General features: G+C 65.0%; 22 protein-coding genes and 1 pseudogene. 7 read left to right on the forward strand and 16 right to left on the reverse strand.

Annotated features, from left to right (window positions below):
* Positions 1 to 18: 18 nt before the first annotated feature.
* The 6 genes from ACSX1C_RS06095 to ACSX1C_RS06120 all read right to left on the reverse strand — a co-directional run bounded on the left by ACSX1C_RS06095 (position 19) and on the right by ACSX1C_RS06120 (position 5535).
* Entirely contained in the window at positions 19 to 882 is an 864-nt protein-coding gene (locus ACSX1C_RS06095; RefSeq protein ID WP_439888680.1) for an alpha/beta fold hydrolase, read from the reverse strand.
* Entirely contained in the window at positions 879 to 1688 is an 810-nt protein-coding gene (locus ACSX1C_RS06100; protein ID WP_439888681.1) for an alpha/beta fold hydrolase, read from the reverse strand. The genes ACSX1C_RS06095 and ACSX1C_RS06100 overlap by 4 nt, the downstream gene beginning before the upstream one ends.
* Positions 1689 to 1883: 195 nt before the next feature.
* Positions 1884 to 3551 carry an AMP-binding protein gene (locus ACSX1C_RS06105; RefSeq protein ID WP_439888682.1) on the reverse strand — a complete coding sequence of 556 codons (1668 nt, stop codon included), beginning with the start codon at positions 3549 to 3551 and terminating at the stop codon, positions 1884 to 1886.
* Positions 3552 to 3661: 110 nt separating this feature from the next.
* On the reverse strand, positions 3662 to 4129 hold the full coding sequence (gene sixA / locus ACSX1C_RS06110) for a phosphohistidine phosphatase SixA (protein ID WP_439888683.1): 468 nt from the start codon (positions 4127 to 4129) through the stop codon (positions 3662 to 3664).
* A gap of 10 nt (positions 4130 to 4139) precedes the next feature.
* A complete protein-coding gene (locus ACSX1C_RS06115; RefSeq protein ID WP_439888684.1) occupies positions 4140 to 4487 on the reverse strand; it encodes a DUF4389 domain-containing protein in 348 nt (115 codons plus the stop codon).
* Between the two features lie 25 nt (positions 4488 to 4512).
* A complete protein-coding gene (locus ACSX1C_RS06120) occupies positions 4513 to 5535 on the reverse strand; it encodes an NAD(P)H-dependent glycerol-3-phosphate dehydrogenase (RefSeq protein WP_439888685.1) in 1023 nt (340 codons plus the stop codon).
* Between the two features lie 331 nt (positions 5536 to 5866).
* Between ACSX1C_RS06120 and ACSX1C_RS06125 the strand changes: the two genes are divergently transcribed.
* From ACSX1C_RS06125 to fabB, 3 genes are all read left to right on the forward strand, one after another.
* Positions 5867 to 7795, forward strand: a complete 1929-nt coding sequence (locus ACSX1C_RS06125; RefSeq protein ID WP_439888686.1) for an ATP-binding protein — start codon at positions 5867 to 5869, stop codon at positions 7793 to 7795.
* Positions 7796 to 7999: 204 nt separating this feature from the next.
* Entirely contained in the window at positions 8000 to 8515 is a 516-nt protein-coding gene (gene fabA, locus ACSX1C_RS06130) for a 3-hydroxyacyl-[acyl-carrier-protein] dehydratase FabA (protein WP_318646189.1), read from the forward strand.
* A gap of 12 nt (positions 8516 to 8527) precedes the next feature.
* Positions 8528 to 9748, forward strand: coding sequence for a beta-ketoacyl-ACP synthase I (gene fabB / locus ACSX1C_RS06135; RefSeq protein WP_439888687.1), 1221 nt, complete (start codon positions 8528 to 8530; stop codon positions 9746 to 9748).
* A gap of 101 nt (positions 9749 to 9849) precedes the next feature.
* Here fabB and ACSX1C_RS06140 read toward each other — a convergent pair whose 3' ends face one another.
* Both ACSX1C_RS06140 and ACSX1C_RS06145 read right to left on the reverse strand, forming a co-directional pair.
* Entirely contained in the window at positions 9850 to 10314 is a 465-nt protein-coding gene (locus ACSX1C_RS06140; RefSeq protein WP_439888688.1) for a DUF3859 domain-containing protein, read from the reverse strand.
* A 63-nt stretch (positions 10315 to 10377) separates the two neighbouring features.
* Positions 10378 to 11394, reverse strand: a complete 1017-nt coding sequence (locus ACSX1C_RS06145; RefSeq protein ID WP_439888689.1) for an amidohydrolase family protein — start codon at positions 11392 to 11394, stop codon at positions 10378 to 10380.
* Between the two features lie 256 nt (positions 11395 to 11650).
* On the opposite strand from ACSX1C_RS06145, the gene ACSX1C_RS06150 reads away from it, so the two are divergent.
* The gene (locus tag ACSX1C_RS06150) at positions 11651 to 12514 is read left to right on the forward strand and encodes a pirin family protein (RefSeq protein ID WP_439888690.1); all 864 of its coding nucleotides are present in this window, start codon (positions 11651 to 11653) and stop codon (positions 12512 to 12514) included.
* Here the strand turns inward: ACSX1C_RS06150 and ACSX1C_RS06155 are convergent.
* The 3 genes from ACSX1C_RS06155 to ACSX1C_RS06165 form a co-directional block, all read right to left on the reverse strand.
* The gene (locus ACSX1C_RS06155) at positions 12511 to 13296 is read right to left on the reverse strand and encodes a dienelactone hydrolase family protein (protein WP_439888691.1); all 786 of its coding nucleotides are present in this window, start codon (positions 13294 to 13296) and stop codon (positions 12511 to 12513) included. The two genes, ACSX1C_RS06150 and ACSX1C_RS06155, sit on opposite strands and share 4 nt — an antisense overlap.
* A gap of 104 nt (positions 13297 to 13400) precedes the next feature.
* Entirely contained in the window at positions 13401 to 15305 is a 1905-nt protein-coding gene (gene htpG / locus ACSX1C_RS06160; protein ID WP_439888692.1) for a molecular chaperone HtpG, read from the reverse strand.
* A gap of 99 nt (positions 15306 to 15404) precedes the next feature.
* Positions 15405 to 16661, reverse strand: a complete 1257-nt coding sequence (locus tag ACSX1C_RS06165; protein WP_439888693.1) for an MFS transporter — start codon at positions 16659 to 16661, stop codon at positions 15405 to 15407.
* Between the two features lie 451 nt (positions 16662 to 17112).
* Between ACSX1C_RS06165 and ACSX1C_RS06170 the strand changes: the two genes are divergently transcribed.
* Positions 17113 to 17403: a hypothetical protein gene (locus ACSX1C_RS06170; RefSeq protein ID WP_318646181.1), complete on the forward strand. Its 291-nt coding sequence runs from the start codon at positions 17113 to 17115 to the stop codon at positions 17401 to 17403.
* Positions 17404 to 17461: 58 nt separating this feature from the next.
* Here ACSX1C_RS06170 and ACSX1C_RS06175 read toward each other — a convergent pair whose 3' ends face one another.
* Both ACSX1C_RS06175 and ACSX1C_RS06180 read right to left on the reverse strand, forming a co-directional pair.
* Positions 17462 to 17851, reverse strand: coding sequence for an MAPEG family protein (locus ACSX1C_RS06175; RefSeq protein WP_439888694.1), 390 nt, complete (start codon positions 17849 to 17851; stop codon positions 17462 to 17464).
* On the reverse strand, positions 17848 to 18585 hold the full coding sequence (locus tag ACSX1C_RS06180) for a DUF599 domain-containing protein (protein ID WP_439888695.1): 738 nt from the start codon (positions 18583 to 18585) through the stop codon (positions 17848 to 17850). The genes ACSX1C_RS06175 and ACSX1C_RS06180 overlap by 4 nt, the downstream gene beginning before the upstream one ends.
* Before the next feature lie 990 nt (positions 18586 to 19575).
* On the opposite strand from ACSX1C_RS06180, the pseudogene ACSX1C_RS06185 reads away from it, so the two are divergent.
* Positions 19576 to 19764 (forward strand): annotated as a pseudogene (locus tag ACSX1C_RS06185) (HAMP domain-containing protein); the annotation flags it as partial.
* Between the two features lie 141 nt (positions 19765 to 19905).
* Positions 19906 to 20634: a methyl-accepting chemotaxis protein gene (locus ACSX1C_RS06190; RefSeq protein ID WP_439889374.1), complete on the forward strand. Its 729-nt coding sequence runs from the start codon at positions 19906 to 19908 to the stop codon at positions 20632 to 20634.
* Positions 20635 to 20718: 84 nt separating this feature from the next.
* On the opposite strand, the gene brnQ is transcribed toward ACSX1C_RS06190, so the two are convergent.
* The 3 genes from brnQ to sucC form a co-directional block, all read right to left on the reverse strand.
* Positions 20719 to 22032, reverse strand: coding sequence for a branched-chain amino acid transport system II carrier protein (gene brnQ, locus ACSX1C_RS06195; RefSeq protein WP_439888696.1), 1314 nt, complete (start codon positions 22030 to 22032; stop codon positions 20719 to 20721).
* Between the two features lie 277 nt (positions 22033 to 22309).
* Positions 22310 to 23197, reverse strand: a complete 888-nt coding sequence (sucD, locus tag ACSX1C_RS06200) for a succinate--CoA ligase subunit alpha (protein WP_318646177.1) — start codon at positions 23195 to 23197, stop codon at positions 22310 to 22312.
* Positions 23197 to 24363 (reverse strand): ADP-forming succinate--CoA ligase subunit beta, encoded by a 1167-nt coding sequence (gene sucC / locus ACSX1C_RS06205; RefSeq protein WP_318646176.1) that lies wholly within the window; start codon positions 24361 to 24363, stop codon positions 23197 to 23199. Before sucC ends, sucD begins: the two co-directional genes overlap by 1 nt.
* Between the last annotated feature and the right edge of the window lie 93 nt (positions 24364 to 24456).

Below are 24456 nucleotides of genomic sequence, written 5' to 3' on the forward strand. Positions count from 1 at the left end.
CCAGTTGCCTTCGGCAAGTCAAGGCGAGCGCAAGAAAGCTTTGAAACAGTCTGCTACCAGCTGTGCGCCGACCTCGTCATCCAGATGCAGGTGATGCCCCCCCGGCAGCCGATTCAGGGTGATCGGCCGACCATCGAGCAGCTCGGCGAAACGTGGCTGCGCAGCCAACATGCCCTGCTCCGCCAGCACCAGATCGACCGGACACTGCAGTCGCTGGACGAAGGCCATGGCATGGGCCTGGGTCAGGCGCAGCGGCGACGGCAGGGTCAGGCGGCTGTCGGTACGCCAAGTATAGCCACCGGGCACCGGCATCAAGCCACGCTGGGCAAGCAACTCGGCGGCCTCGCGGCTGACCGCGCCGACCCCACGCATACGCGCCTCGACCGCCCGGGAGAACTCGGCGTAGACCGGCTTGCGCTTGCCGGTCAGGGCCATCTGCGCCCTGAGCGCCTCGCCCAGGCGCTGCGGTGCCTCTTCGGCCTCGCCGGTGTAGGGAATCAGCCCATCGATCAGCGCCAGACGTGCCACCCGCTCCGGCAACGCCCCGGCCAGCAGCACCGAGACGATCGCCCCCATGGAATGGCCGAGCAGGGAGAAACGCTGCCAGCCGAACTGCTCGGCCACCTGCAGGACATCGTGCACGTACTCCCAGATGGCGTAGCCGGCTCCCGCTGGACGATGATCGGAATGACCGTGGCCGGCGAAGTCCAGCGCGACGATGCGCAGCCCCGGCAACTTCGGCGCCAGCCGGGCAAAGCTCGCGGCATTGTCCAGCCAGCCGTGCAGGGCGATGACCGGTACGCCGTCCGCCGGGCCATAGAGATGTGCCGCCAGTTCGATGTGCGGCAGGCGCAGGCGTACTTCCTCGAATGCCGGACTCATGCGGATGCCTCCCGGCTGCGCTGGCCACCCCAACGCTCGAACAGCGACCTGAGCAGCTGGGCAGTCTCCTGTGGCCGCTCCAGGGGAAACATATGCCCGCCGGGCAGGGTCAGATACTCGCCCCTGGGCACCCGGCGCACCAGCCGCGCATGATGCGGCAGCACCACACGACTGTGGCGCCCGCGCACCAGGGCCAAAGGCACCTGCAGCTGCTGCGGTCGCCCCGGACTGGTATGCGGCACGCTGCGGTAGATGCTGATTTCCGTGGCGGGATCGAAGCGCAGGCGCAGCCTTGCGCCGTTGCTGTGCAGGCCATGACGCACATAGGCGTCCAGGCATTCCGGATCGAAGCGCCGAAACAGCGCCTTGCCCGCGAAATAACGACGGGCCTCGTCGAGGTCGGCAAACTCTTCGCGGCGCCCGAGCGTGCGTCCGGCCGGGGTGATGCGGTCGATGAAGCCGAAGTGCTTGGCCGTCCGGATGACGATCCGGTCGACCCGGGTCAGCACCGGCGAATCGAGCATGACCACCCCACGGTAGAGGTCGGGACGCTGCAGCGCGGCATGGTAGTGCAGCACTCCGCCGAGCGAGTGCCCCACTCCCCAGACCGGCGCGTCGCTTGTTTCCAGGTGATGGACCAGCTCGTCGACCAGGTTGCTCCAGTTGTCATTGACCGGAAAGCGCGGGTCGTGGCCATGCAGCTCGAGGTGCCGCACTCCATAGTCGGGGGCCAGAGCGGCGAACAGCTTGCCATAGGTGGCTGAAGGGAAGCCGTTGGCATGGGCGAAGAATACGGGCTGGGACATGGTCGCGAGCTTCTACGGAGGGACGTGAGAATTGTCCGACACGGCCGCGGCATCGGCAATGGCGAACCCGCCAGCCAATGGCGCCAATAAGGCCAAACTTCACGGGATGCAGGCCACCCGCCTTAGCGCCTGCCCCCGTACAGCGTGACCATGCCCTTGGGCGACCCGAGGTCGCGCCGCCCGCGGGCATGGCACTCAGTCATGCCAGAGCACCGCCTCGCCGCGCTCGAGCCACTCGACGAATTGCCCGGCGTAGCTCCCCTCGACCACGTTGCGCTTGATCTTCAGGGTCGGCGTGAGGAAGCCGTTGTCCACGGCCCAGACCTCCTTGACCAGCACCAGCCCATGCAGGCGCTCATGCTGATCGAGTGCCGCGTTGACCTCCTCGAGCAACGCCCTGAGGCTAGCCTCCAACAGCCCGCGTGCGCCGTTGGCAGCCTCCTGACGACCGACCTCGGACAGCACGCACAGCGCCATCGGCTGCGGCAGGCCATCGCCGACCACGCACACCTGCTCGATGCGCGCATGCGCGGCCAGGCGATTCTCGATCGGTGCCGGCGCCACGTACTTGCCCTTGCTGGTCTTGAAGATCTCCTTGAGCCGCCCGGTCAGGCGCAGGTTGCCCTCGGCATCCTGCTCCCCCTTGTCTCCGGTACGCAGGAAACCGTCGGCCGTGAGCGCATCGGCGGTTTTCTCGGACTCCTTGTAGTAGCCCTGCATGGTCGCGCCGCTGCGCACCTGCACCTCGCCGTCGGCGGCGATACGCACCTCGACGCCGGGGTTGCTGTGGCCGATCCAGCCCGACTTGAAGCGCCCCGGCCGACCGACGTGGGAGTAACCGCAGTTCTCGGTCATGCCGTAGATCTCCAGCACCTCCAGCCCCAGGCGCCGATACCAGCCCAGTAGCGCCTCGGGCACCGGCGCGGCGCCGGACAAGGCATAGCGCACCGCATCCAGCCCGAGACCGGCGAGCACTCTCCTGCCGACCAGACGACCGATGAGCGGCAGACCGAGCAGCAGATCCAGGCGCTTGGCCGGCATCTTGCCGAACACGCCCATCTGGAACTTGGTCCAGATCCGCGGCACGCCGAAGATCACGGTGGGCCGGGCGCGCCGCAGGTCGTCGAGGAAGGTCTCTAGGCTCTCTGCGAAAAAGACCGTTTGCCCGGAATAAATCGAGGCCAGCTCGACGAACATCCGCTCGGCCACATGGCACAGCGGCAGGTAGGACAGCACCCGATCCGCCTCGCCGACGGCGAACAGCTCGATGGCCTGGTTGGCGGCGAAGCCGAAGTTGCCGAAGTTGTGCATCACCCCTTTCGGTGCGCCGGTGGTGCCGGAGGTGTAGATGATGGTGGCCAGCCGATCGGCTGGCGGCTGCGGGTCGTCGCGGATCGGCGCGCTGGCCTGGAGATCCTGCCAGTGATGGCTGAAGCTGCCCTCGGGATGCAACGGCAGAGCCACGCTCGGCAGCGTATCGGGAACGCCCGGCGCCATGCTCGGCCAGTCGTCCAGTTTACCGACGAGCAGCAGCTGCGCCTCGGAATGCTCCAGCACCTGGCGCACCGACTCGGCGGTGAGGTTGGGGTAGAGCGGAACCGAGACATGCCCGGCCATCCAGATCGCCAGGTCGGCGATTATCCAGTGCGCACAGTTCTTCGACAGGATGGCTATTCGGCTCCCGAGCGGCAGCTCCCGAGCGCGCAGCCAACTGGCGGCACGCCGCGCCTGTTCGCCGACCTCCGCCCAACTCAGCTCCTGCAGCTGGCCACTCGGCAACGGCTGCACCAGATAGCGTTTGTGCGGATGACGGGCCTCGCGCTGGTAAAACACCTCCAGCGGCAAACGGACAGCATCGACCATGGGGCTTCCTCCTTTGTTGTTTTTGTGGAGCCGACCAAGCAATTGCTTGGTCGGACTATTCCACGCACAAAGTGGAGCCGCAAGTTAAGAAATGTATCGAGACACCGGGGTCATCGGTCGGGCCGGGGATGCACCAGGGCGAGCAGATCCATGCTGCCGGCGGCCAACAGTTCGCCATCCAGTTCGGCCAGGCTGGCGGTCTGCATGGGCAGGGGCTGTTGCCGGTGACCATGGATCAGCAGCCCGCCCAGGGCGCCGACCAAGGGCTGGTGGCTGACCAGCAGGAGTTCGCCGGCATCGTAGCGATCCAGCTGCGCCAGTACCTGGCGCGGATCGCCGTCGGGCGTCAGCCAGGACACGGTCAGCAGCGGGCCAGCGAACCCCAGGGCATCGCGCACCAGAGCCGCAGTCTGCTGTGCCCGCACATAGGGGCTGGCGAGAATCGTCGTGAGCGGTCGTCCCTGCAACTGCACCGTCACCTGCGCGACCTCCTCGCGCCCATGGGGCGTCAACGCCCGCTCGGCATCGCTCGGCGCCTGCAACTCGGCCTCGCCATGGCGCAGCAGCCACAGCCTCATCGCCCTGCCCTCACAGCTTCGGCTCTTCGTCGCGCACCGGGTGCGGGGCCGGCGGCACGGCATGGGGGGCTTCGCCCTGCGGCGCCCTGGGCGTCGGCCAATCGGAGAACGGCCACGGCTTGTCGTCGCTGTTGAAGGTACCGAAACGACCGATCTGCGCCAGGTACTGGCTGAGGCTGTCGCCGAAGCCGAGCAGGCCGGCATTCGGCGCGCCGTAGAACAGCCGATAGCCCAACTGCAGCAGCACCACGGCGCCGAGCACCAGCTCGGACAGCTGCCAGACGATGGTGAACAGCACCATCCAGAGAATCCTCAGCAGAATGGATTCGCGCTCCAGCTCTTTACTCTCTTCGCTCATGGCTATCTCCCTGAGTGGTGCAGGCCTAGAAGCCCGCAGTGGAAATGAAGTCGACGTCGGTCTTCGGCTCGGCGCGCATCAGCAGCTCGATTACCTGCTCCAGCGTACGCCCTTCGAACAGGATGGCATGCAGGCCGGTCACCAGCGGCATGTAGACCTGCAGCTCCTCGGCCTTGGCCTTGAGCACCTTGATGGTGTTGACGCCTTCGGCCACCTCGCCCAGGCGCTCGACCGCCTCCTCCAGGCTCAGGCCTTCGCCCAGGGCGAAGCCGACCTGGTAGTTGCGGCTCTTGGGCGACGAACAGGTGACGATCAGATCGCCGACCCCGGCCAGGCCGAGGAAGGTCATGGGGTTGGCGCCCTGGTGCACGGCGAAGCGGGTCATCTCCGCCAGCGCCCGGGTGATCAGCATGCTCCTGGTGTTCTCGCCCATGCCCAGGGCCGCGGCCATGCCGGCCATGATGGCATAGACGTTCTTCAAGGCGCCGCCCAGCTCCACGCCGAACCGGTCGCCACTGGCATAGACACGAAAGGTCCGGCCATGCAGCGCGGCCTGCACCTGCTGGCAGAGGGCCTCATCCTCGCTGGCGATCACCGTGGCGGTCAGCGCATGCTCGGCGACCTCCTTCGCCAGGTTCGGCCCGGACAGCACGCCGATGCGCGCCTGCGGGGCGATCTCCTCGAGAATCTGGCTCATCAGCTTGAAGCTCTGTGCCTCGATGCCCTTGGTGGTGCTGACCAGCAGCTTGCCCGCCAGCAGCTCGGCCACTGGCTGCAACGCCTGGCGCAGGGCGCTGGAAGGTAGCGCGACGAACACCAGTCGGCTGGCGCCCAGCGCTGCGCCGAGATCGCTGAGGGGCTCGACATCGGCATGAATCTTCACGCCCTTGAGATAGCGCGGGTTCTCGCGGGTGGCCAGGATGGCCTCGACCTGCTCCGGGTCCCGCATCCAGTGCAGGACATGCCGACCGTTCTCCGCCAGCAGATTGGCCAACGCGGTGCCGAAGCTGCCGCCGCCGAGCACGGCGATGGGGTGCTGCTCAGTCATAACGAGTCCGTAGTGGGTTATGGGGTGGCAATCTGCGCGCATTATACGGGCCAGAGGCATCGCGGCCAGCTTTTAGCCACCTCGATCAGGCTGTGCACCGTTCGGCACAAATGGCAGCGAGCAGGCGCCGAGCGACTGGAAAAGACGGCCGGCTCGGTTAACATGCGCACTTTCGACGCGAACAAGGCCGTTGCGTGAACACCCCTCCATCGAGCTCCTTCCTTCTCTCAGCCACCGACGCCGTTGGCCATCGACCACCACCCGGGCCACGGGCTGTCGAGTCGGCACGGCACTCCGACCTGGCGCACCCAGTGGCCGGGGAAATCCGCCCATGACCCTGCGCCGCGGCTGGGACATCCACACCCGCACGCAACTGATCAGCGTAGGGCCGGCCCTGCTGCTGACCTTGCTGCTGACCGGCTTCTTCACCTTCGAGCGTCTGCAGGACCTGCGCCAGGAGCTCAACCGCACCGGCCAGCTGATCGCCAACCAACTGGCGCCGGCCAGTGAGTACGGCGTGATCTCAGGCAACCGTGAGGTGCTCGACACCCTGCTGCAAGCCACCCTCGATACGCCGCACGTGCGTTTTCTCGAGGTGCGCGACCGCTATGACAATATTCTGGTCTACGTCGAACAGCCCAACAGCCAAGGCCAGGCCAGCGGTCCGGTGGATGTCTTCCAGGCACCGATTCACCTGCAGCGGGTCGACCTGCTCGAAGATATCTCCCAGCGTGCCGCCCGCCACTTGCCCAGTCCCCCGAGAGAACCGCTCGGCCGCGTCCTGGTCGGCATGTCCAGCGATGCACTCAACGAGCGCCAGCAGGCACTGCTGCTGAAGGCGACCACCCTGGCCCTGTTCGCCTTGCTCCTGACCTTCCTCCTGGCCCGGCGCCTGGCCCGACGTCTGTCCGCGCCGCTGAGCGCCGTGGGCGCGGCAGTCACGGCGATTCAGGCCGGGGATTACCACACACGCCTGCCGGACCTGGAGACCGGCGAACTCGGCGAACTGGCCCAGCACATCAATGCGCTCGCCTGTAGCCTGGATCGTGCCAGCCAGGAGCAACGCCAGGCCATGGCCCTGCTGGTCAAGGCCCGCGAAGAGGCGGAGCTGGCCAACCGCGCCAAGTCCGACTTCCTGGCCATGATGAGCCATGAACTGCGCACGCCGATGAATGGCGTGCTGGGCATGCTGCAGTTGCTGGAGACGACAGAACTCAGCGGGGAACAGGCCGAATATGCGGCGCTGGCCGCCGAATCCACCGAACACCTGTTGAAGGTCATCAACGACATCCTCGACTTCTCGCGCATCGAACGCGGCGCACTGGAGCTGGAGAGCATCTCTTTCAACCTGCTGGAACTGATCCAGGGCTCGGCCCAGGCGTTCCAGCATGGCGCCCAGCAGATGGGGCTGGCGCTGGAGCTGGACATCCAGGACGGACTGGGGCAGCTGGAGGTACAGGGCGACCCGACACGGATACGCCAGATCCTGGTCAACCTGATCGGCAATGCCCTGAAGTTCACCGAGCGAGGCGGTATCCGCGTGGAAACCCGTTGGCAGGCGCTGGATGGACAAGTGCTGTGGTTCAGCTGCGCCGTTCATGACACCGGCATCGGCATCTCGCCGGAGCGTCTGGAACACATGTTCGATGCCTTCCAGCAGGCCGACAGCACCATCTCCCGCCGCTACGGCGGAACCGGCCTCGGCCTGCCCATCGCCCGCACCCTGGCCGAACGGATGGGCGGCATGTTGCACGCGGAAAGCCAGGAGGGGCACGGCTCGACCTTCACCCTCGAGGTGCCTCTGCCCTTCTCGCTGCAGTCCCGCCCCACTCCGACCAACGCCGAGACCGAGGACTATCACGGCCAGAACCAGAGGGTGCTGCTGGTCGAGGACAACCCAGTCAATCAAACGGTGATAGAAGCCATGCTGCGCAGCCTCGGCTACCGGGTCGACCTGGTCGGCGATGGCGTCCAGGCGCTGCACCGTGTCGGACAACAGTCCTATGCGGCCATCCTGATGGACTGCCGCCTGCCGATCATGGATGGCTATGAGGCTACCCGGCAGATTCGCCGACTCGACGGCCAGGGCAACCTGCCGATCATCGCACTCACCGCCAACGCCCTGCAGGGTGATCGCGATGCCTGTCTGGAATGCGGAATGAACGACTACCTGGCAAAGCCCTTCAAACGGGCCGACCTGCAACGGATATTGCAGCGCTGGCTGCCAGTTCAGGCATCGATCGCCAGCCAGGACTGTTAAACTGCCCCGGCTTACCGTCACAGGCGCGCAAGTCGGGCGCCTGTGACAACAAACCCGCAGCAGAGTACAACTGTACTCGACAGGCTGTGACTTTCAGCACATCGCAACAGTCTATGACTAGGCTGCTGGCCGGCGCAGACTTTAGCGCGGCCAGCCAGGACGACTTGCCCAGCCTTGGCGCGTGGGGATTATTGAGGAGCTCGCATGACCAAACAAAACGCCTTCACCCGGGAAGACCTGTTGCGCTGCAGCCGCGGCGAACTGTTCGGCCCAGGTAATGCGCAACTGCCCGCGCCGAACATGCTGATGATCGATCGCATCACCCACATCAGCGACAGCGGTGGCAAGTACGGCAAGGGCGAAATCGTCGCCGAGCTCGATATCACCCCGGACCTGTGGTTCTTCGGCTGCCATTTCGAAGGCGACCCGGTAATGCCCGGCTGCCTGGGCCTCGATGCCATGTGGCAGCTGGTCGGTTTCTTCCTCGGCTGGCAGGGCAACCCCGGCCGCGGCCGCGCCCTCGGCTCCGGCGAAGTGAAGTTCTTCGGCCAGGTCCTGCCGACCGCCAAGAAGGTCACCTACAACATCCAGATCAAGCGCACCATCACCCGTTCGCTGATCCTGGCCATCGCCGATGGCAGCGTCAGCGTCGATGGCCGCGAGATCTACAGTGCCGAAGGCCTGCGCGTCGGCCTGTTCACCTCCACCGACAGTTTCTAAAGGACACTTTCCATGCGTCGCGTCGTGATTACCGGTCTGGGCATCGTTTCCTGCCTGGGCAATGACAAAGAAACCGTCTCCGCCAACCTGCGGGCTGGCCGCGGCGGTATTCGTTTCAACCCGGAATACGCCGAGAAAGGCCTGCGCAGCCAGGTATCCGGCTCCGTCGACCTGAACCTGGAAGAGCTGATCGACCGCAAGGTCTACCGTTTCATGGGCGACGCCGCCGCCTTCGCCTACCTGTCGATGCAGCAGGCCATCGCCGACGCCGGCCTCAGTGCCGAAGAGATTTCCAACCCGCGCGTCGGCCTGGTCGCCGGCTCCGGCGGCGCTTCCACCTTCAACCAGATGGAAGCCATGGACATCCTGCGCGAGAAGGGCGTCAAGCGCGTCGGCCCCTACCGCGTGCCGCGCACCATGGGCAGCACCGTTTCCGCCTGCCTGGCCACCCCGTTCAAGATCAAGGGTGTGAACTACTCGATCTCCTCGGCCTGCGCCACCAGCGCCCACTGCATCGGCACGGCCATGGAGCAGATCCAGCTGGGCAAGCAAGACATGGTCTTCGCCGGCGGCGGCGAGGAAGAGCACTGGAGCCAGAGCTTCCTGTTCGACGCCATGGGCGCCCTCTCCACCCAGTACAACGAGAGCCCGGAAAAGGCCTCGCGCGCCTACGACGCCAAGCGTGACGGTTTCGTCATCGCCGGCGGCGGCGGCATGGTGGTGGTCGAGGAACTGGAGCACGCACTCAAGCGCGGCGCCAAGATCTACGCGGAAATCGTCGGCTACGGCGCCACCTCCGACGGCTACGACATGGTCGCGCCGAGCGGCGAAGGCGCGGTGCGTTGCATGCAGCAAGCCCTGGCCACCGTCGACACGCCGGTCGACTACCTGAACACCCACGGCACCTCGACCCCGGTCGGCGATGTCGCGGAAAGCCGCGCGGTACGCGAAGTGTTCGGCGACAAGGCGCCGGCGATCAGCTCGACCAAGAGCCTGTCCGGCCACTCCCTGGGCGCCGCCGGCGTGCAGGAAGCCATCTACTGCATGCTGATGATGGAAGGCAACTTCATCGCCGGCTCGGCCAACATCGAGGAACTCGACCCCGAGGTCGCCGATCTGCCGGTGCAGCTCAAGACCGTCGAGAACGCCAAGATCGACACGGTGATGAGCAACAGCTTCGGCTTCGGCGGCACCAACGCCACCCTGGTGCTCAAGCGCTGGACCGGCCAGTAAGCGGAGCTTACTGGCGATGAGAAACGGCGCCTGCAGGCGCCGTTTTTCTTTCTATCGCACAGGCTTCGGGGCTTTCTCCCTGCCGTCCCGGGCCACTTGCGTCAGCGCACCAGAAAGCGCTGCTCGGCCAGTTTGCGGTCATCCTGGAACACCATGAAGTGCCACTCCCCCGCCACGATCTCGTGGGCTTCGCTGAACTCGAACGCCATCAGATCCTGAGGCGCGCCGGGCACCAGCTTCTGCGTCACCACGAATTTGTCATGGCGGACACCCTCGGGGGTCGTCACCCCGGGCGTGAGGTACAACAGGGTCAAGGGCGCCCCCTCGGTCGTTTTGCCGCTCAGCTGGTAGCGCAGGCCGAACTTGGTGCCGAGCCTGGCCGGAATCACCTCGGTGCGCTGGATATCCTGATTGCTGCGGGTCAGCACCCGCTCGCCCGGTTCGAAGTCCTGGTACGGGGTCGTGAAGATACCATACTCCACCTCACCCTCGACTTGCACCTGCGCCTGGACCAGTCCGGTCATCAGCATGAGTGCGGCCAGCGCACTGAAACGGGTGTATTGCATGACGCGCTCCTTGGTTGAGATGACGCGAGCCTATGACGCCCGAATGACAGGCTGATGACAGGGTTATTCCGCCACTCCGGCACGGACGCGCCGCGGCAGCACGGCGAGGAAGTTGTCCCGAGCCACCTGACGAGCTACGGGCTCCGGCAGGGCGTCGAGAAAGGGCGCGAAGCCTTGCAGGTAGTCGCCCAGCTTGTCGAAGCGCCCCACCACGTCGGAACCCAGCATGAAACGCGCCGGATAGCTGCTGACCAGCCGCAGCCATTCGGCATCGGGCCTGCCCTGCCGGTCCAGCAGGTAGGGCCTGAGCACGCTCCAGGACAGGTCGATATACAGGTTCGGATACTCCTCGAGCATGCGCCACAGGGTCGGCAGGAGGAAATCCAGCTTCTGTTGGTGACGGTGGATCTCCATGCTGGTGCCGGCATGGGCCCAGATGAAGCGCACGTGGGGATGATTGCGCAGCGGCTCTTCGATCTCCGCTAGATACAGCGGGTTGCGCTCGCGCTTCGAAGTGATATTGGCATGCAGCATCACCGGCAGGTCGTATTCCGCGGCGAGGTGGTAGACCCGTGCCAGCGCCTCGTTGTTGGCCCGCGGCACGTCGCCATGTATCAGCGCGGTGAGGTCGTCGTGACGGGTGAATATCTCGCCTATGCCCTGCCACAGGCCCGGGTCCAGCTCCAGCATGCGCCGGATATGCGCGTCCGAGTTCTTGTCGTTGGGGTTGAAACCCGAGAGAAAGGGGTGGAAACGCTCGCGCTGTGCGGGCGGAAGGCGCTTGTAGGCATGGGCGACCAGCACATCGGTGGCGCTGTACCAGTAGGCATTGGCATCGTCGCCGGCATAGTAGCGGGGACGTTTCGGCTCGTTCTCGTGCCACTTCTTCGCCACCGGAATGCCTGAGAGCATCGCATGCTCGACCCCACCGGCGGCCATGGCCGCCAGCAGTTCGTCCATGCCGGCGCTTTCCTGAAAGAAGTCCACGTAGTGCAGATGGGCGTCGCTGAAACGGTAGTCCCGCGCCTGGGCATCGGCGACGACCAACAACAACAGCACGCAGCATCGAATAACAAACAAGGAAGAGCCCTCCGCGGCATCCGAGCAGGATAGACCCTGACGGCCCAGGCCGAGTTCAGTTGCCCGCCAGCACCGCGAAAGCCGACATCTGCTTGGTAGAGGCGCGGATACAGGGTCGCGACCGTGCTGCTTTCGGGGGCGCCATAGGCAATACTGACAGCGACAACCACCTGTCGCTGCGCCGAACTGCAGCGGAGCGAGGCCCCATGAAAGCCGCCCCTAACCAGTCGACCAGCCCCTCCTACGAGGGACCGCCATGAGCGCTCCACTCCTGCTCCGGGCACGGCCCGAGGTGCTCGAGGGCCAGCCGATCCTGCGCCTGCTGCCCACGGCCCAGTGCCGCAGCATCGGGCCCTTCGTGTTCTTCGACCATATCCTGGAGAAGGACTACCCCCCCGGCGGCGGCCTGAACATCGACCAGCATCCGCATATCGGCCTGTCCACCCTCACCTACCTGTTCGAGGGCCGGCTACAGCACAGGGACAGCCTCGGCTCGGATCAACTGGTCAAACCCGGCGAGGTCAGCTGGATGACCGCCGGCCGTGGCGTCGCCCATGTCGAGCGCACCCCTGCGCCGCTGCGTGAACGTGGCTCGCGCCTGCACGGCCTGCAAATGTGGCTGGCACTGCCGGAGAGCGAGGAACAGTGCCAGCCGAGCTACAGCCACCATAGCGCCGACGGCCTGCCCCATAGCCAGGCCCTGGGCGTGGAAATCCGCCTGATCGCCGGAACCGGCTTCTGCCTGGAATCCCCGGTGCCGGTGCGCTCGCCGACCCTGTACGCCGAGCTCCGCTTGGCCGCCGGCGCCAGCCTGGCCATACCGGCGGAGCATCCCGAGCGCGCGCTCTACCTGATCGACGGCGAAGCCTTGCTGGACGACCTGCCCCTGCCCCTGCGCGGTCTCACCGTCCTGCCCCCAGGCGGCAGCTTCACCCTCGGCGCCTGTGGCGAGTGCCACCTGGTGATGATCGGCGGCCAGCCCCTGGGCGCCAGGCGCATGTTCTGGAACTTCGTCGCCAGCGACCCGGCGCTGATTGCCAGCGCCCGCGCGCGCTGGCAAGACAGGGACTGGCCAAAGGTGCCGGGCGAGACCAGACGCATCGAACTGCCGCAGGGCTAATCCGCGACGAACACCTCGTCGAACAGATCGTTCATGGCTCGATAGGCCCGCGCCGCCACCCGCGGGTGGTACTGATTGCGTTCCGGGTTGTTGGCCTGAGGGTTGGTGAAGGAATGCACCGCGCCACCATAGCTGATCAGCTGCCAGTCTACCTGCGCCGCCTTCATCTCGGCCATGAAGGCACCGACCTGGGCCGGCGGCACCGAGGGATCGTCCGCGCCATGCAACACCAGCACCGGCGCCCGGATATTCTGCGCATCGGCAGGGTTCGGCGTGTCCAGGTTGCCGTGGAAGGAGACGAAGCCCCGCAACGGTGCGCCGGAGCGCGCCAGCTCCAGCACCGAGCCGCCGCCGAAGCAGAAGCCGATGGCGCCCAGCCTGCCTGCGTCCAGGGCCACTTCATCGCCCAGCGTCTTGAACACCTCGACCGCGGCTTGGGCACGCTTGCGCATCAGCGCCCGGTCGGCGCGCACGGCGCCGGCCGCCGTCCCCGCCTCCTCGGCATTGGCCGGGCGTATCGCCTTGCCGTACATGTCGGCCATGAACACCACATACCTATCGCCGGCGACCAGCGCGGCCTGCTGTTCGGCATTCTCGCCCACCCCCAGCCAGTCCGGCACCATCAACAGGCCGGGGCGCGCCGTGCTGACGCTGTCGTCGTAGATCAGGCGCCCTTCGAAGGCGACTCCGTCGATCTCGTAGGGCACCGCCTTGACCACCACGGCGGCCTGGGCCAGGCCGGCCAGACCGCACAACCCCAGGGCTATCAGTGACTTGCTCATCGACCCGCTCCTGTTGCATGGGTAACACTTCAACAGTAGCCCGTGGCAGTCGACAGCCATGAAAAAAGCCCGCACGAGGCGGGCTTTTTTCATGACCGGTGCAATCAGGCGGAGAGCTCGACCAGCAGCTTGTTCAGGCGCTGCACATAGGCGGCCGGGTCCTTCAGGCTGTCGCCGGCGGCCAGGGCGGCCTGATCGAAGAGGATGTGCGACAGGTCGCCGAAGCGGTCCTCGTCCGGCTCGGCATCCAGGCGCTCGATCAGCGGGTGGTTTGGGTTGAACTCGAAGATCGGCTTGGACTCGGGCACCTTCTGTCCGCTGGCCTCGAGGATCTGGCGCATCTGCAGGCCCAGGTCCTGCTCGCCGATCGCCAGGATCGCCGGCGAATCGGTGAGACGGTGCGACACCCGCACCTCGGCCACCTGCTCGCCCAGCGCCGCCTTCAGGCGCTCGACCAGCCCTTCCTTGGCCTTGGCCGCATCGATCTGAGCCTTCTTGTCCTCATCCGAGTCCAGCTTGCCCAGGTCCAGGTCGCCGCGGGCCACGTCGACGAACTGCTTGCCGTCGAACTCGGTCAGGTAGCTCATCAGCCACTCGTCGATGCGGTCGGTGAGCAGCAGCACCTCGATACCCTTCTTGCGGAACACCTCCAGGTGCGGGCTGTTCTTCACCTGGGCGAAGGACTCGCCGGTCAGGTAGTAGAACTTGTCCTGGCCCTCCTTCATGCGGCCCAGGTAGTCGGCCAGGGACACGCTCTGCTCGCCGCTGGTCTCGTTCGACGAGGCGAAGCGCAGCAGGCCGGCGATCTTCTCCTTGTTGGCGAAGTCTTCCGCCGGGCCTTCCTTGAGCACCTGACCGAAGTTCTTCCAGAACGCCTGGTACTGCTCCGGTTCGTTCTTCGCCAGCTTCTCGAGCATGTCCAGCACGCGCTTGGTCAGCGCCGACTTCATCGAGTCGATGATCGGGTCCTTCTGCAGGATCTCCCGGGAGATGTTCAGCGACAGGTCGTTGGAGTCCACCACGCCCTTGATGAAGCGCAGGTACAGCGGCAGGAACTCGTCGGCCTGGTCCATGATGAACACGCGCTGCACGTACAGCTTGAGGCCCTTGGAGGCGTCGCGCTGGTACAGGTCGAAGGGCGCGCGGCCCGGCACGTAGAGCAAGGATGTGTACTCGAGCTTGCCCTCGACCTTGTTGTGGCTCCAGCTCAGCGGGTTCTCGAAGTCGTGGGCGACGTGCTTGTAGAACTCCTGGTATTCCTCGTCCTTGATTTCGGTGCGCGGACGGGTCCACAGGGCGCTGGCGCGGTTGACGGTTTCCCACTCAGGCTCGGCCGGCTTGTCCTTCTCCTCGCCGTGGAACTCCTTGGGCAGCTCGATCGGCAGGGCGATATGGTCGGAATATTTCTTGACGATGTTGCGCAGGCGCCAGCCGTCGGCGAACTCCTCCTCGCCCTTCTTCAGGTGCAGGACGATGCGGGTGCCGCGCTCGGCCTTGTCGATGCTGGCGACGCTGAACTCGCCCTCGCCATGGGATTCCCAGTGCACCCCTTCGGCAGCCGACAGACCGGCGCGGCGGGTGAACACCTCGACCTTGTCGGCGACGATGAAGGCCGAGTAGAAGCCCACGCCGAACTGGCCGATCAGGTGCGAATCCTTCTTCTGGTCGCCGGTCAGGTTCTTGAGGAAGTCGGAGGTGCCGGACTTGGCGATGGTGCCGAGGTGGGTCACGGCCTCTTCGCGGCTCATGCCGATGCCGTTGTCTTCCAGGGTGACGGTGTTGGCGTCCTTGTCGAAGCTGACGCGGATCTTCAGCTCGGCGCCGCCCTCGAGCAGCTCGGGCTTGGCCAGGGCCTCGAAACGCAGCTTGTCGACCGCATCCGAGGCGTTGGAGATCAACTCACGGAGGAAGATCTCCTTGTTCGAATACAGCGAATGGATCATCAGGTGAAGCAGCTGCTTCACCTCGGTCTGGAAGCCCAGGGTTTCTTTTTGAGTTTCCACACTCATGGTCGTCTAACTCCCCATTGATGACTAAGCCGCAATGCGACGGATGTCATGCAGATGGGGGCTTGGGCTGGGATTTCAAGTGCTTAGTCGACTTCTCGCTCAGGGTTCGAGCAGTTCGATGCGGACGAGCTCTTCCGGGCGCAGGCGGAAACTGGCCTGCCCCGTACCGCCCATGCGCTGCTGCAAGACGATTCGGCCTTGCTGATCGATGCCTTGGAAACGCCCCTCGGCCGTGTTGCCGCGCGCGGTGACGGCACGCATGCGCAAATCCTGGTAGCGACTGGGGCTGCGCAACAGGCCCTCCAGACTGAAGCGCCGGCGGCGGTCCAACGGCCGACTGAGGGGTTCGCCGGCGTGCTTTGCCAACGCCTCGGCACTCGCCGGGCGGTCCTCCGCTGCGCGGGTCGCTTCCGGCAGGGCCGGGAAGCGATCGGAACGCACCGCCCAGCCACGGCTCTCGCTCTTGTTCAGTTGAATCGGCAGACGCTGCTCCTGGCCATCGATCAGCGCTTCGACCTCCAGTTCCAGACTCTGCGCCGGCAGCAATGCGGGAGGCAGTGGCCGCAGCTGCACCCGGCGGGTAGCGAAGCGGCGTTGCAGATAGTCCTCGATGACATACGCCAGGGTGTCGCGGGAGTCGACATGACGGTCGACCTGGCCGGCGCGATAGCGCAAGCCATCGCGGAACAACTCGACCCTGCCGCTCAGGGTGGTCTTGAATCGCGGCGGCAACACCAGGTGGAAGTCGCCGACCAGCTTGTTCGGCGGCTGCGGTTGCAGGTTCAAGTGCAGACTGTAGCCACGGCTCAAGCGGCGCGCCTCGGGCAAGTCCTGCTCGGGCAGCAGCCAGCTGATCTCGACCTCCGGCAACACGCCCTCGTCGGTGGGCAACACATCGGCACGGACACCCCCCGGCCCCGATTGCGGCAGGCGGACCATCAGCTCTCGGTGGGCAAAGAAGTCCTGCCCCTCGCTAAGCCTGAGCACACCCTCGATCAATTCGCCATGCTGAGGCGCGAAGGGCTGGCCATTGAGCTCGCCCCGCAATTCGATTTCCAGTTCTGCGGGAGGGTTTCTCTCGGGCTCCAGCCAACGCAGACTGAGTATGGCGTCCATGCGCTGTGCATCATGACTGGCGAGCAGGACCAGGCCGATCACCAGCGGAATAACGCCCATGAGGCTGAGCGCCAAGGCCGGTCGGGCACGGCGCCAGTGGCGCGCCACATACAACAGGGTCAGCGGTGGCAGCAACGCGAGCCAACCCCAGAGCAGGCCGGTGCTGAAGGCGCGCATCACCAGCCAGATCAGACCGGCCAGGATCACGAGCAAGCCGCAGAGGATCAACAACGTATCCATCCAGATTTCCTTAGTTGGCAGGCGTCGCCCCCAGCTCGGCGCGCCTGATGTGCCTGGCCTCCGGGACAGAAGGGTCTCGGCGATGCCGAGAGTCGAGTACGCCGCCAGGTGGCAATAATCGTTGAAAGAGGCGGCATTGCCCCTGTCACCAGGGCCGGCGTTGAGATGAGCGCCACGATAATCGTCCGCGCGTAACCAATCTATCGAAAAGTCGAGGGTTCTCGGCAAATGTGGAAGCGGCGGTTCGCTCGCAGGCATCCGCCCAGCCATAGGCTCGTAGCTCGATTCACCCGATCGGCGCATCGCGGCGAACAGGCATCCACTGCACTCCACACGGTCTGCCAGTGGAAACTCCAAGCGCCGCTCCGGGGAACTTCGGCGGACCGCCTGCGCTCAAACGGCCCATGCCAGGACAAATCCGGCAATAACCAACACTACAAGGAGTACAACCGTGCAAAAGCCCTTTTCCTATGCCCTGCTGCTCGCCGCCACCCTGGCCCTCGCCGCCTGCGAGGACACCCCGCAAAGCAAGATGGACAACGCCAAGGAGTCGGTCTCCGAAGCAGCCGAAGCCATGGGCGACGCTATCGAGGAATCCGGCGAAGCCATCGAGCAGAAAGCCAACGAAGTCATGGGCAACGAACCGACCACCGGCGAGAAGATCGAAGCCGCTGCCGACGATGCGGCAGACGCCATGAAGGACGCGGGCGACGCCGCCAAAGAGGCAGTCGACGGCCAATAGTCCCTCGTCTCGTCGCGCACACGGCCCCGCACAAGCGGGCCGTGGCGCACCGGGCGTCTCACACTACCGGCGTGAGCATCAGCATCAGGCTGCAGATCAAACCCACCGCCCACACCAGGCTGCGTTGCCAGTGCCAATCGGCCCAATAGCACAGCAGATAGAGCACCCGCGCGACCACGAAGGTCACTGCCAAGCCATCCACTAGCAGCCCTCGGGTGTCGGTCACATGAGCCATCAACACACCCACGGCGAACAAGGGGAATGCCTCGAAACTGTTCAGGTGGGCGGCCAGGGCCCGGGCGCCGAAACCTGTCAGGTGCGACTGTTGAGTACGCGGGTGGCGATTGTCATAGCGACCACCCTGCTCTTGCATCGCCTTGGCCACCGGCGCCTTAGCCAGAAAGATCAGCAGTGCGCTGATGAAGATGCACCAGAACGGCAGGCTCACTCGCTCTTCTCCTTACTCGCTTCGAACATCGGGGTCTGGGTGTAGACCATTACCTCCAGCACGTCGGAATGAAACTCGCGACGATATAACACCACCACCACGCCACTGGTCACCAGCATGAAGCACCAAGGGTTGATGAACCAGGCCAGCGTCGCCATGCCGAAGTAATAGGCCCGCAGCCCATAGTTGAACTGGTTGGCGGCCATCGAGATCACCCGCGCGGTCCGCACGGCGTAGGCATTGCGCTCCTGCTCGGTGACATGCCGCTCCCCGGCCATGGGTGCCGACCCCACCAACACCGCCGAGAAGTTGTACTGACGCATGCACCAGCTGAAGGTGAAGAAGGCGTAGACGAAGATCACGCCCAGACACAACAGCTTGACCTCGGACATTTCCCGGCTGGCGACCTGCACGAAAGGCAGGTCGGCGAGTAGCGACACCGCGCGGTCGGAGGCGCCGAGCACGGTGAAGATACCGGCCAGGATGATCAGGGTGCTGGAAGCGAAGAACGAGGCATTGCGCTCCAGATTGCCGATCACGTTGGCATCGGCAATACGGTTGTCCCGCAGCAGCATGCGACGCATCCAGTCTTCCCGGTACAGGTGCAGGACACTGGCCAGACAGGGTGTGCTACGCCCTTTGGCATGTGCATAGCGGGTATAGCCCCCCCAACACAGCAGAAACCAAAAAATGGCCAGCAACTGCTGCCACAGGTTGTTATCGATGATGCCCATGATTCCCCCCAACAGAGGCGTCATTATAGCCAGCAAGTATTACTACCGCTGGCTTATGCATTTTTACCCGAAGGTTTTCCATACCCACCCTGTCCTCCGAGAAAGCAGTCCCAGCGGTCAAGATTCTTGGCGCCGTACGGTGATTGCAAAGCGCCTGCATCTGGACGAAGCTGTAATGGCGCATAGCCGAATATGCAGAGGGTGCATTCTCTGCTTCGCGCCCTTGACCTGCGCCGCTCAAGCGCATGCATTGTCGCTACGACAGGAAGTCCGAGTCATCACTGCTTAAGGAGAGTCGCAGTGTCCATACAGCGCCTGTTTTCCTTTATCTTTGCCACCATCATCGCCTGTACCGCCTTACTGGCGCTCCTGGTTTTCCTGATGATCGAAAACCAGCACCGCTTGACCGAGAGCCAGAAGAACCGTTACCAGTCCTATCTGCTGGCGGACGAACTGAGACAAAGCTCCGACGATCTCACCCGCCTGGCGCGTACCTACGCCGTCAGCGGCGAGGCGCGCTACGAACAGCAGTACTGGCAGGTGCTGGACATCCGCAATGGCAAGCTAGCGCGTCCGCAGCAATACGAGCGGCTGTACTGGGACTTCCTGGCCGCCGGCCAGGCCGCACCGCGAGCCGATGGCGAACGCGCGCCCCTGCTCGAGCTGATGCGCCGCCAAGGCTTCACCCAGGCCGAACTGGACAAGCTGGCGGAGGCCCAGGCCAATTCGGATACCCTGGTGCTGATCGAAACCGAGGCCATGAACGCGGTCAAAGGGCGCTTCGCCGACGGCCAGGGTGGTTTTACCCGCCAAGGCGAACCCGACCTGGCCCTCGCCAGTCGACTGATGCACGACGACACCTACCATCGGGAGAAGGCCAAGGTCATGCAGCCGGTCGACGCCTTCTATGCCCTGCTCGACCGGCGCACCGGCGATGCCGTGGCGCACCATGCGCGGGTCGGTGAGCGCTACATGCTCGCCGTGTCCCTGATGGTCGCGCTGCTGATTGTGGTATCGGCCGTGGGCATCTTCGCGATTCGGCGCAAGGTCAGTGGCGCCTTGTTGCGCCTGAGTGACGAGGCGCGCAAGGTCGCCGCCGGCGAGCTGGGCGCTCGCCTCGACGAGCGGAGCGGCGGAGAGTTCGGCGTACTGTCGCACTCATTCGGCCAGATGGTGGGCAAGCTGCGGGAGATCGTCAGCAATGTATTGAGCTCCAGCAACCAGCTGAGCGTTTCCGCCTCGCAGCTGACCAGCACCACCGCATCGACCCAACACAACCTGCAGCAGCAGGAACTGCACACCACCGAGGTGGCCGCCGCCATGACCGAGATGGCGGCCACTGTGCAGGAAGTCGCCCGCCACTCGACACACACCGCCGAGGCCGCGCAGCGTGCCGATCAGGCCGCCAATTCGGGCCAGCAACAGGTTGCACAAATGGTCGAGTCCATCGGTGCCCTGTCCCATGACATCGGTGCTGCCACAGCCGCCGTACAGGCCCTGGCGCAAGATACGGCCGATATCGGCGGCATTCTCGATGTGATACGCAGCATCGCCGACCAGACCAATCTGCTGGCCCTCAACGCCGCCATCGAAGCCGCCCGCGCCGGCGAGCAGGGCCGGGGGTTCGCCGTGGTAGCCGATGAGGTGCGCTCATTGGCCAAACGCACCCAGGACTCCACCATGGAGATACGGGAAATGATCGAGCGCCTGCAAGGTCGCGCGCAAAAAGCCTCCGAGGCCATGACTCAGAGCCGCACCCAGGCAGAGTCGGGAGCCAGCCAGGCACTCGAGGCCGGCCGGGCCCTGGAAACCATCACCGACGCCAATCGCGAAATCAGCGAGATGGCGGCGCAGATTGCCAGCGCCGCCGAACAACAGGCCGCTGTCGCCCAGGGCATCAGTGAACGTATCCAGATGATCCGCGACCTCGCCAGCGGCAATGCCGAGGGTTCGAACGAAGTCACCGAAGCCAGCCATAGCTTGGCGCAGCTGGCGGAGCAGCTGAATCTGCAGGTGCGCCACTTCAACCTGGACGAGCGCACCGGCTGAAGACATCGAACGCCACGCGAAAGCGCTGCTCCGGCTCAGATGACGGGCCCCAGCCCGCCACCTGAGCCACTTTCAGGGCGGTGCTCAGGCGGTCACGCTTTGCGGTTCGCCGAGCAGCCGATCGACTATCGCGACAGCCAGCAGCGTACCCAGCACCGGCACCAGCCAGCCAAGACCATGCTCGGCCAACGGCAACTCGGCAAACAGTGCGGGCACCCATTGCTTGAACCCGGCCGCACCGAGCGCGTCCACCAGGCCGAAGATCAGCGCAACCAGCATGACCGGCACGAAGATCCGCCGAGGCGATAACCACAGGCCATCGAGCAGGCTCAAGGCCACCAGAACGATCGCCAGGGGATAGAGGCCGACCAGCACCGGCACGGAGACGCTGATCAACTGCGTCAGGCCCTGGTTCGCCACTACCAGGCTGAACAGGCCGAACGCCACCACCACGGTGCGGTAGGAGACCGGCAGCAGATCGCTGAAGAACTCGCCACAGGCCGTCAACAGGCCGACCGCCGTGGTCAGGCAGGCCAAAGTGATTACCAGGGCGAGCAACAGGCTGCCGGTCGTACCGAAGCTGTGCTGCACGTAGGCCGTGAGTATCTGCACGCCGTTCTGCGCCTCGCCGGCGATGCCCTGGCTGGTCGCCCCGAGGTAGAACAGCGCCAGATAGACCAGCGACAGACCCAGGGCGGCGATCAGGCCGGCGATCACCGAGTAGCGGGTAATCAAGCCACGCTCGCTTACGCCGCGGTCGCGGATCGCCGTGGCGATGACGATACCGAACACCAGCGCGCCGAGGGTGTCCATGGTCAGGTAGCCCTGCAGGAAGCCCTGGACGAAGGGCGCCGAGCGATAGGCCTCGGCAGCCTCGCCAACACTGCCGGCCGGCGCAAACAGGGCCGCACCGCCGAGCACCAGCAATCCGGCCAGCAACACCGGGGTGATGAACTTGCCGATGCGGTCCACCAGGCGCCCGGGATTGAGCGACAGGAACAGCACCGCGGCGAAGTAGGCCAGGCTGTAGATCAGCAAAGGCGTACCACTGTTGCCGGTAAACGGCGCCACGCCCATCTCGAAGGAAACCACGGCGGTACGCGGGGTGGCGAACAACGGGCCGATGGCCAGGTACACGGCCACCGCGAACAGCACGCCGGCGCGCCGCCCCAGCGGCGCAGTCAGCAACGCCATGCCGCCGCCTACGCGGGCCAGCGCCACGATGGTCAGCAACGGCAGGCCGACCCCGGTCAGGAGAAAGCCCAGCGCCGCCGAGCCGAGATGTTCGCCCGCAGCCATGCCGGCGCTGGGCGGAAAGATGATGTTGCCGGCGCCGAGAAACAGCGCGAAGGTCATGAAGCCAAGGGCCAGGAGATCCGAGCCTTTCAAACGAGTCATAGAAGGGAATACCACAGGCAGAAAGTTTTTAAGTTCCGAGGGTTTCCCGAGGGGTCGGGGGAAACGTCGCTCCGCCGCTTAAGCGGAACCGCTGGTGCACTCTATGCCCCTTGTGGAGGCAGCGCGCCGCGAGCCTAACGATATCGTCGCGCCAACGGCAGAGAGAGCGGTCAGACTGTCGAACCGATGCAACTCGCTGTCGCATGGATGACAGGTTCTATCGGGGCCTAAACGCAAGAGGCCGCCCGAAGGCGGCCTCTCGTTCAGCCAGACACCCTTAGGCGTTCTTGGCTTCCCAACCGGTCAGCTCGGCCAGGGCCTTGCCGATGTCGGCCAGGGAACGCACGGTCTTCACGCCGGCGTCCTGCAGGGCGGCGAACTTCTCGTCCGCAGTGCCCTTGCCGCCGGAGATGATGGCGCCGGCGTGGCCCATGCGCTTGCCTGGAGGGGCAGTCACACCGGCGATGTAGGACACCACCGGCTTGGTCACGTTGGCCTTGATGAAGGCCGCGGCTTCTTCCTCGGCCGAACCGCCGATCTCGCCGATCATCACGATCGCCTCGGTCTTCGGGTCTTCCTGGAACAGCTTGAGGATGTCGATGAAGTTCGAGCCCGGGATCGGGTCGCCGCCGATGCCCACGCAAGTGGACTGGCCGAAGCCCGCATCGGTGGTCTGCTTCACGGCTTCATAGGTCAGGGTGCCGGAGCGCGACACGATGCCGACCTTGCCCGGCAGGTGGATGTGACCGGGCATGATGCCGATCTTGCACTCGCCGGGGGTGATCACGCCCGGGCAGTTCGGGCCGATCAGGCGCACGCCCAGCTCGTCGCACTTGACCTTGGCTTCCAGCATGTCGATGGTCGGGATGCCTTCGGTGATGCAAACGATCAGCTTGATGCCGCCGAACGCCGCCTCGAGGATGGAATCCTTGCAGAACGGAGCCGGAACGTAGATCACCGAGGCTTCGGCGCCGGTGGCCTCCACGGCTTCCTTGACGGTATTGAACACCGGCAGGCCGAGGTGGGTGCTGCCGCCCTTGCCCGGGGTCACGCCGCCAACCATCTTGGTGCCGTAGGCGATGGCCTGTTCGGAGTGGAAGGTGCCCTGCGAGCCGGTGAAGCCCTGGCAGATGACCTTGGTGTCTTTATTGATCAGGATGCTCATTACTTACCCTCCGCGGCCTTGACGACTTGCTGGGCAGCGTCGGTCAGACTGGTTGCTGCAATGATGTTCAGACCGCTTTCGGCCAGGACCTTGGCGCCCAGCTCGGCGTTGTTGCCTTCGAGACGAACCACGACCGGGATCTTCACACCGACTTCTTTCACAGCGCCGATGATGCCTTCGGCGATCATGTCGCAACGCACGATGCCGCCGAAGATGTTGACCAGCACGGCTTTGACGTTGTCGTCGGAGAGGATGATCTTGAACGCCTCGGTCACGCGCTCTTTGGTCGCGCCGCCGCCTACGTCGAGGAAGTTGGCCGGCTGACCGCCGTGCAGGTTGACGATGTCCATGGTGCCCATGGCCAGGCCGGCACCGTTGACCATGCAGCCGATGTTGCCTTCCAGCGCGACGTAGTTCAGTTCCCACTTCTGCGCATGGGCCTCGCGCGGATCGTCCTGGGACGGATCGTGCATGGCGCGCAGCTTGGGCTGGCGGTACATGGCGTTGGAGTCGATGTTGATCTTGGCGTCCAGGCAGTGCAGGTTGCCGTCGGCCTTGATCACCAGCGGGTTGACTTCCAGCAGGGCCAGGTCGTAGTCCTGGAACAGCTTGGCCAGGCCAACGAAGATGTGGGTGAACTGCTTGATCTGATCGCCTTCCAGGCCCAGCTGGAACGCCAGCTCGCGGCCCTGGTACGGCTGCGCGCCGACCAGCGGATCGACGGTGGCCTTGAGGATCTTCTCGGGGGTTTCATGGGCCACTTTCTCGATGTCCACGCCACCTTCGGTGGAGGCCATGAACACGATGCGGCGGCTGGAACGGTCGACGACCGCGCCCAGGTAGAGTTCCTTGGCGATGTCGGTGCAGGACTCGACCAGGATCTTGCTGACCGGCTGACCGTTGGCGTCGGTCTGGTAGGTCACCAGGCGCTTGCCCAGCCAGTTGGCGGCGAAGGCCTTGGCGTCTTCTTTGCTCTTGACCAGCTTCACGCCGCCCGCTTTACCGCGGCCGCCGGCATGTACCTGAGCCTTTACGACCCACTCGGTGCCGCCAATTTTCTCGCAGGCTGCCGCCGCTTCTTCCGGGGTGTCTACGGCGAAGCCCTTGGATACGGGCAGGCCGTACTCAGCGAACAGCTGCTTACCCTGATACTCGTGGAGATTCATGCTTGTCTACCGTCTTCGTTTGGGTATTGCGCATTCGGTGCTGCACTTGTGGTGCCGCACCACCTGTGACCGCCTTCGAGGGCAGTCCGACGT

The sequence above is a fragment of the Pseudomonas sp. MBLB4123 genome, from assembly GCF_051904775.1.
Classification (GTDB): domain Bacteria; phylum Pseudomonadota; class Gammaproteobacteria; order Pseudomonadales; family Pseudomonadaceae; genus Aquipseudomonas; species Aquipseudomonas benzenivorans_B.

Coding starts and splice junctions, on each gene's coding strand:
- ACSX1C_RS06095 (WP_439888680.1), bottom strand. CDS start 882: ATGAGTCCGGCATTCGAGGAAGTACGCCTGCGCCTGCCGCACATCGAA.
- ACSX1C_RS06100 (WP_439888681.1), bottom strand. CDS start 1,688: ATGTCCCAGCCCGTATTCTTCGCCCATGCCAACGGCTTCCCTTCAGCC.
- ACSX1C_RS06105 (WP_439888682.1), bottom strand. CDS start 3,551: ATGGTCGATGCTGTCCGTTTGCCGCTGGAGGTGTTTTACCAGCGCGAG.
- sixA (WP_439888683.1), bottom strand. CDS start 4,129: ATGAGGCTGTGGCTGCTGCGCCATGGCGAGGCCGAGTTGCAGGCGCCG.
- ACSX1C_RS06115 (WP_439888684.1), bottom strand. CDS start 4,487: ATGAGCGAAGAGAGTAAAGAGCTGGAGCGCGAATCCATTCTGCTGAGG.
- ACSX1C_RS06120 (WP_439888685.1), bottom strand. CDS start 5,535: ATGACTGAGCAGCACCCCATCGCCGTGCTCGGCGGCGGCAGCTTCGGC.
- ACSX1C_RS06125 (WP_439888686.1), top strand. CDS start 5,867: ATGACCCTGCGCCGCGGCTGGGACATCCACACCCGCACGCAACTGATC.
- fabA (WP_318646189.1), top strand. CDS start 8,000: ATGACCAAACAAAACGCCTTCACCCGGGAAGACCTGTTGCGCTGCAGC.
- fabB (WP_439888687.1), top strand. CDS start 8,528: ATGCGTCGCGTCGTGATTACCGGTCTGGGCATCGTTTCCTGCCTGGGC.
- ACSX1C_RS06140 (WP_439888688.1), bottom strand. CDS start 10,314: ATGCAATACACCCGTTTCAGTGCGCTGGCCGCACTCATGCTGATGACC.
- ACSX1C_RS06150 (WP_439888690.1), top strand. CDS start 11,651: ATGAGCGCTCCACTCCTGCTCCGGGCACGGCCCGAGGTGCTCGAGGGC.
- ACSX1C_RS06155 (WP_439888691.1), bottom strand. CDS start 13,296: ATGAGCAAGTCACTGATAGCCCTGGGGTTGTGCGGTCTGGCCGGCCTG.
- htpG (WP_439888692.1), bottom strand. CDS start 15,305: ATGAGTGTGGAAACTCAAAAAGAAACCCTGGGCTTCCAGACCGAGGTG.
- ACSX1C_RS06165 (WP_439888693.1), bottom strand. CDS start 16,661: ATGGATACGTTGTTGATCCTCTGCGGCTTGCTCGTGATCCTGGCCGGT.
- ACSX1C_RS06180 (WP_439888695.1), bottom strand. CDS start 18,585: ATGGGCATCATCGATAACAACCTGTGGCAGCAGTTGCTGGCCATTTTT.
- ACSX1C_RS06190 (WP_439889374.1), top strand. CDS start 19,906: ATGACCGAGATGGCGGCCACTGTGCAGGAAGTCGCCCGCCACTCGACA.
- brnQ (WP_439888696.1), bottom strand. CDS start 22,032: ATGACTCGTTTGAAAGGCTCGGATCTCCTGGCCCTTGGCTTCATGACC.
- sucD (WP_318646177.1), bottom strand. CDS start 23,197: ATGAGCATCCTGATCAATAAAGACACCAAGGTCATCTGCCAGGGCTTC.
- sucC (WP_318646176.1), bottom strand. CDS start 24,363: ATGAATCTCCACGAGTATCAGGGTAAGCAGCTGTTCGCTGAGTACGGC.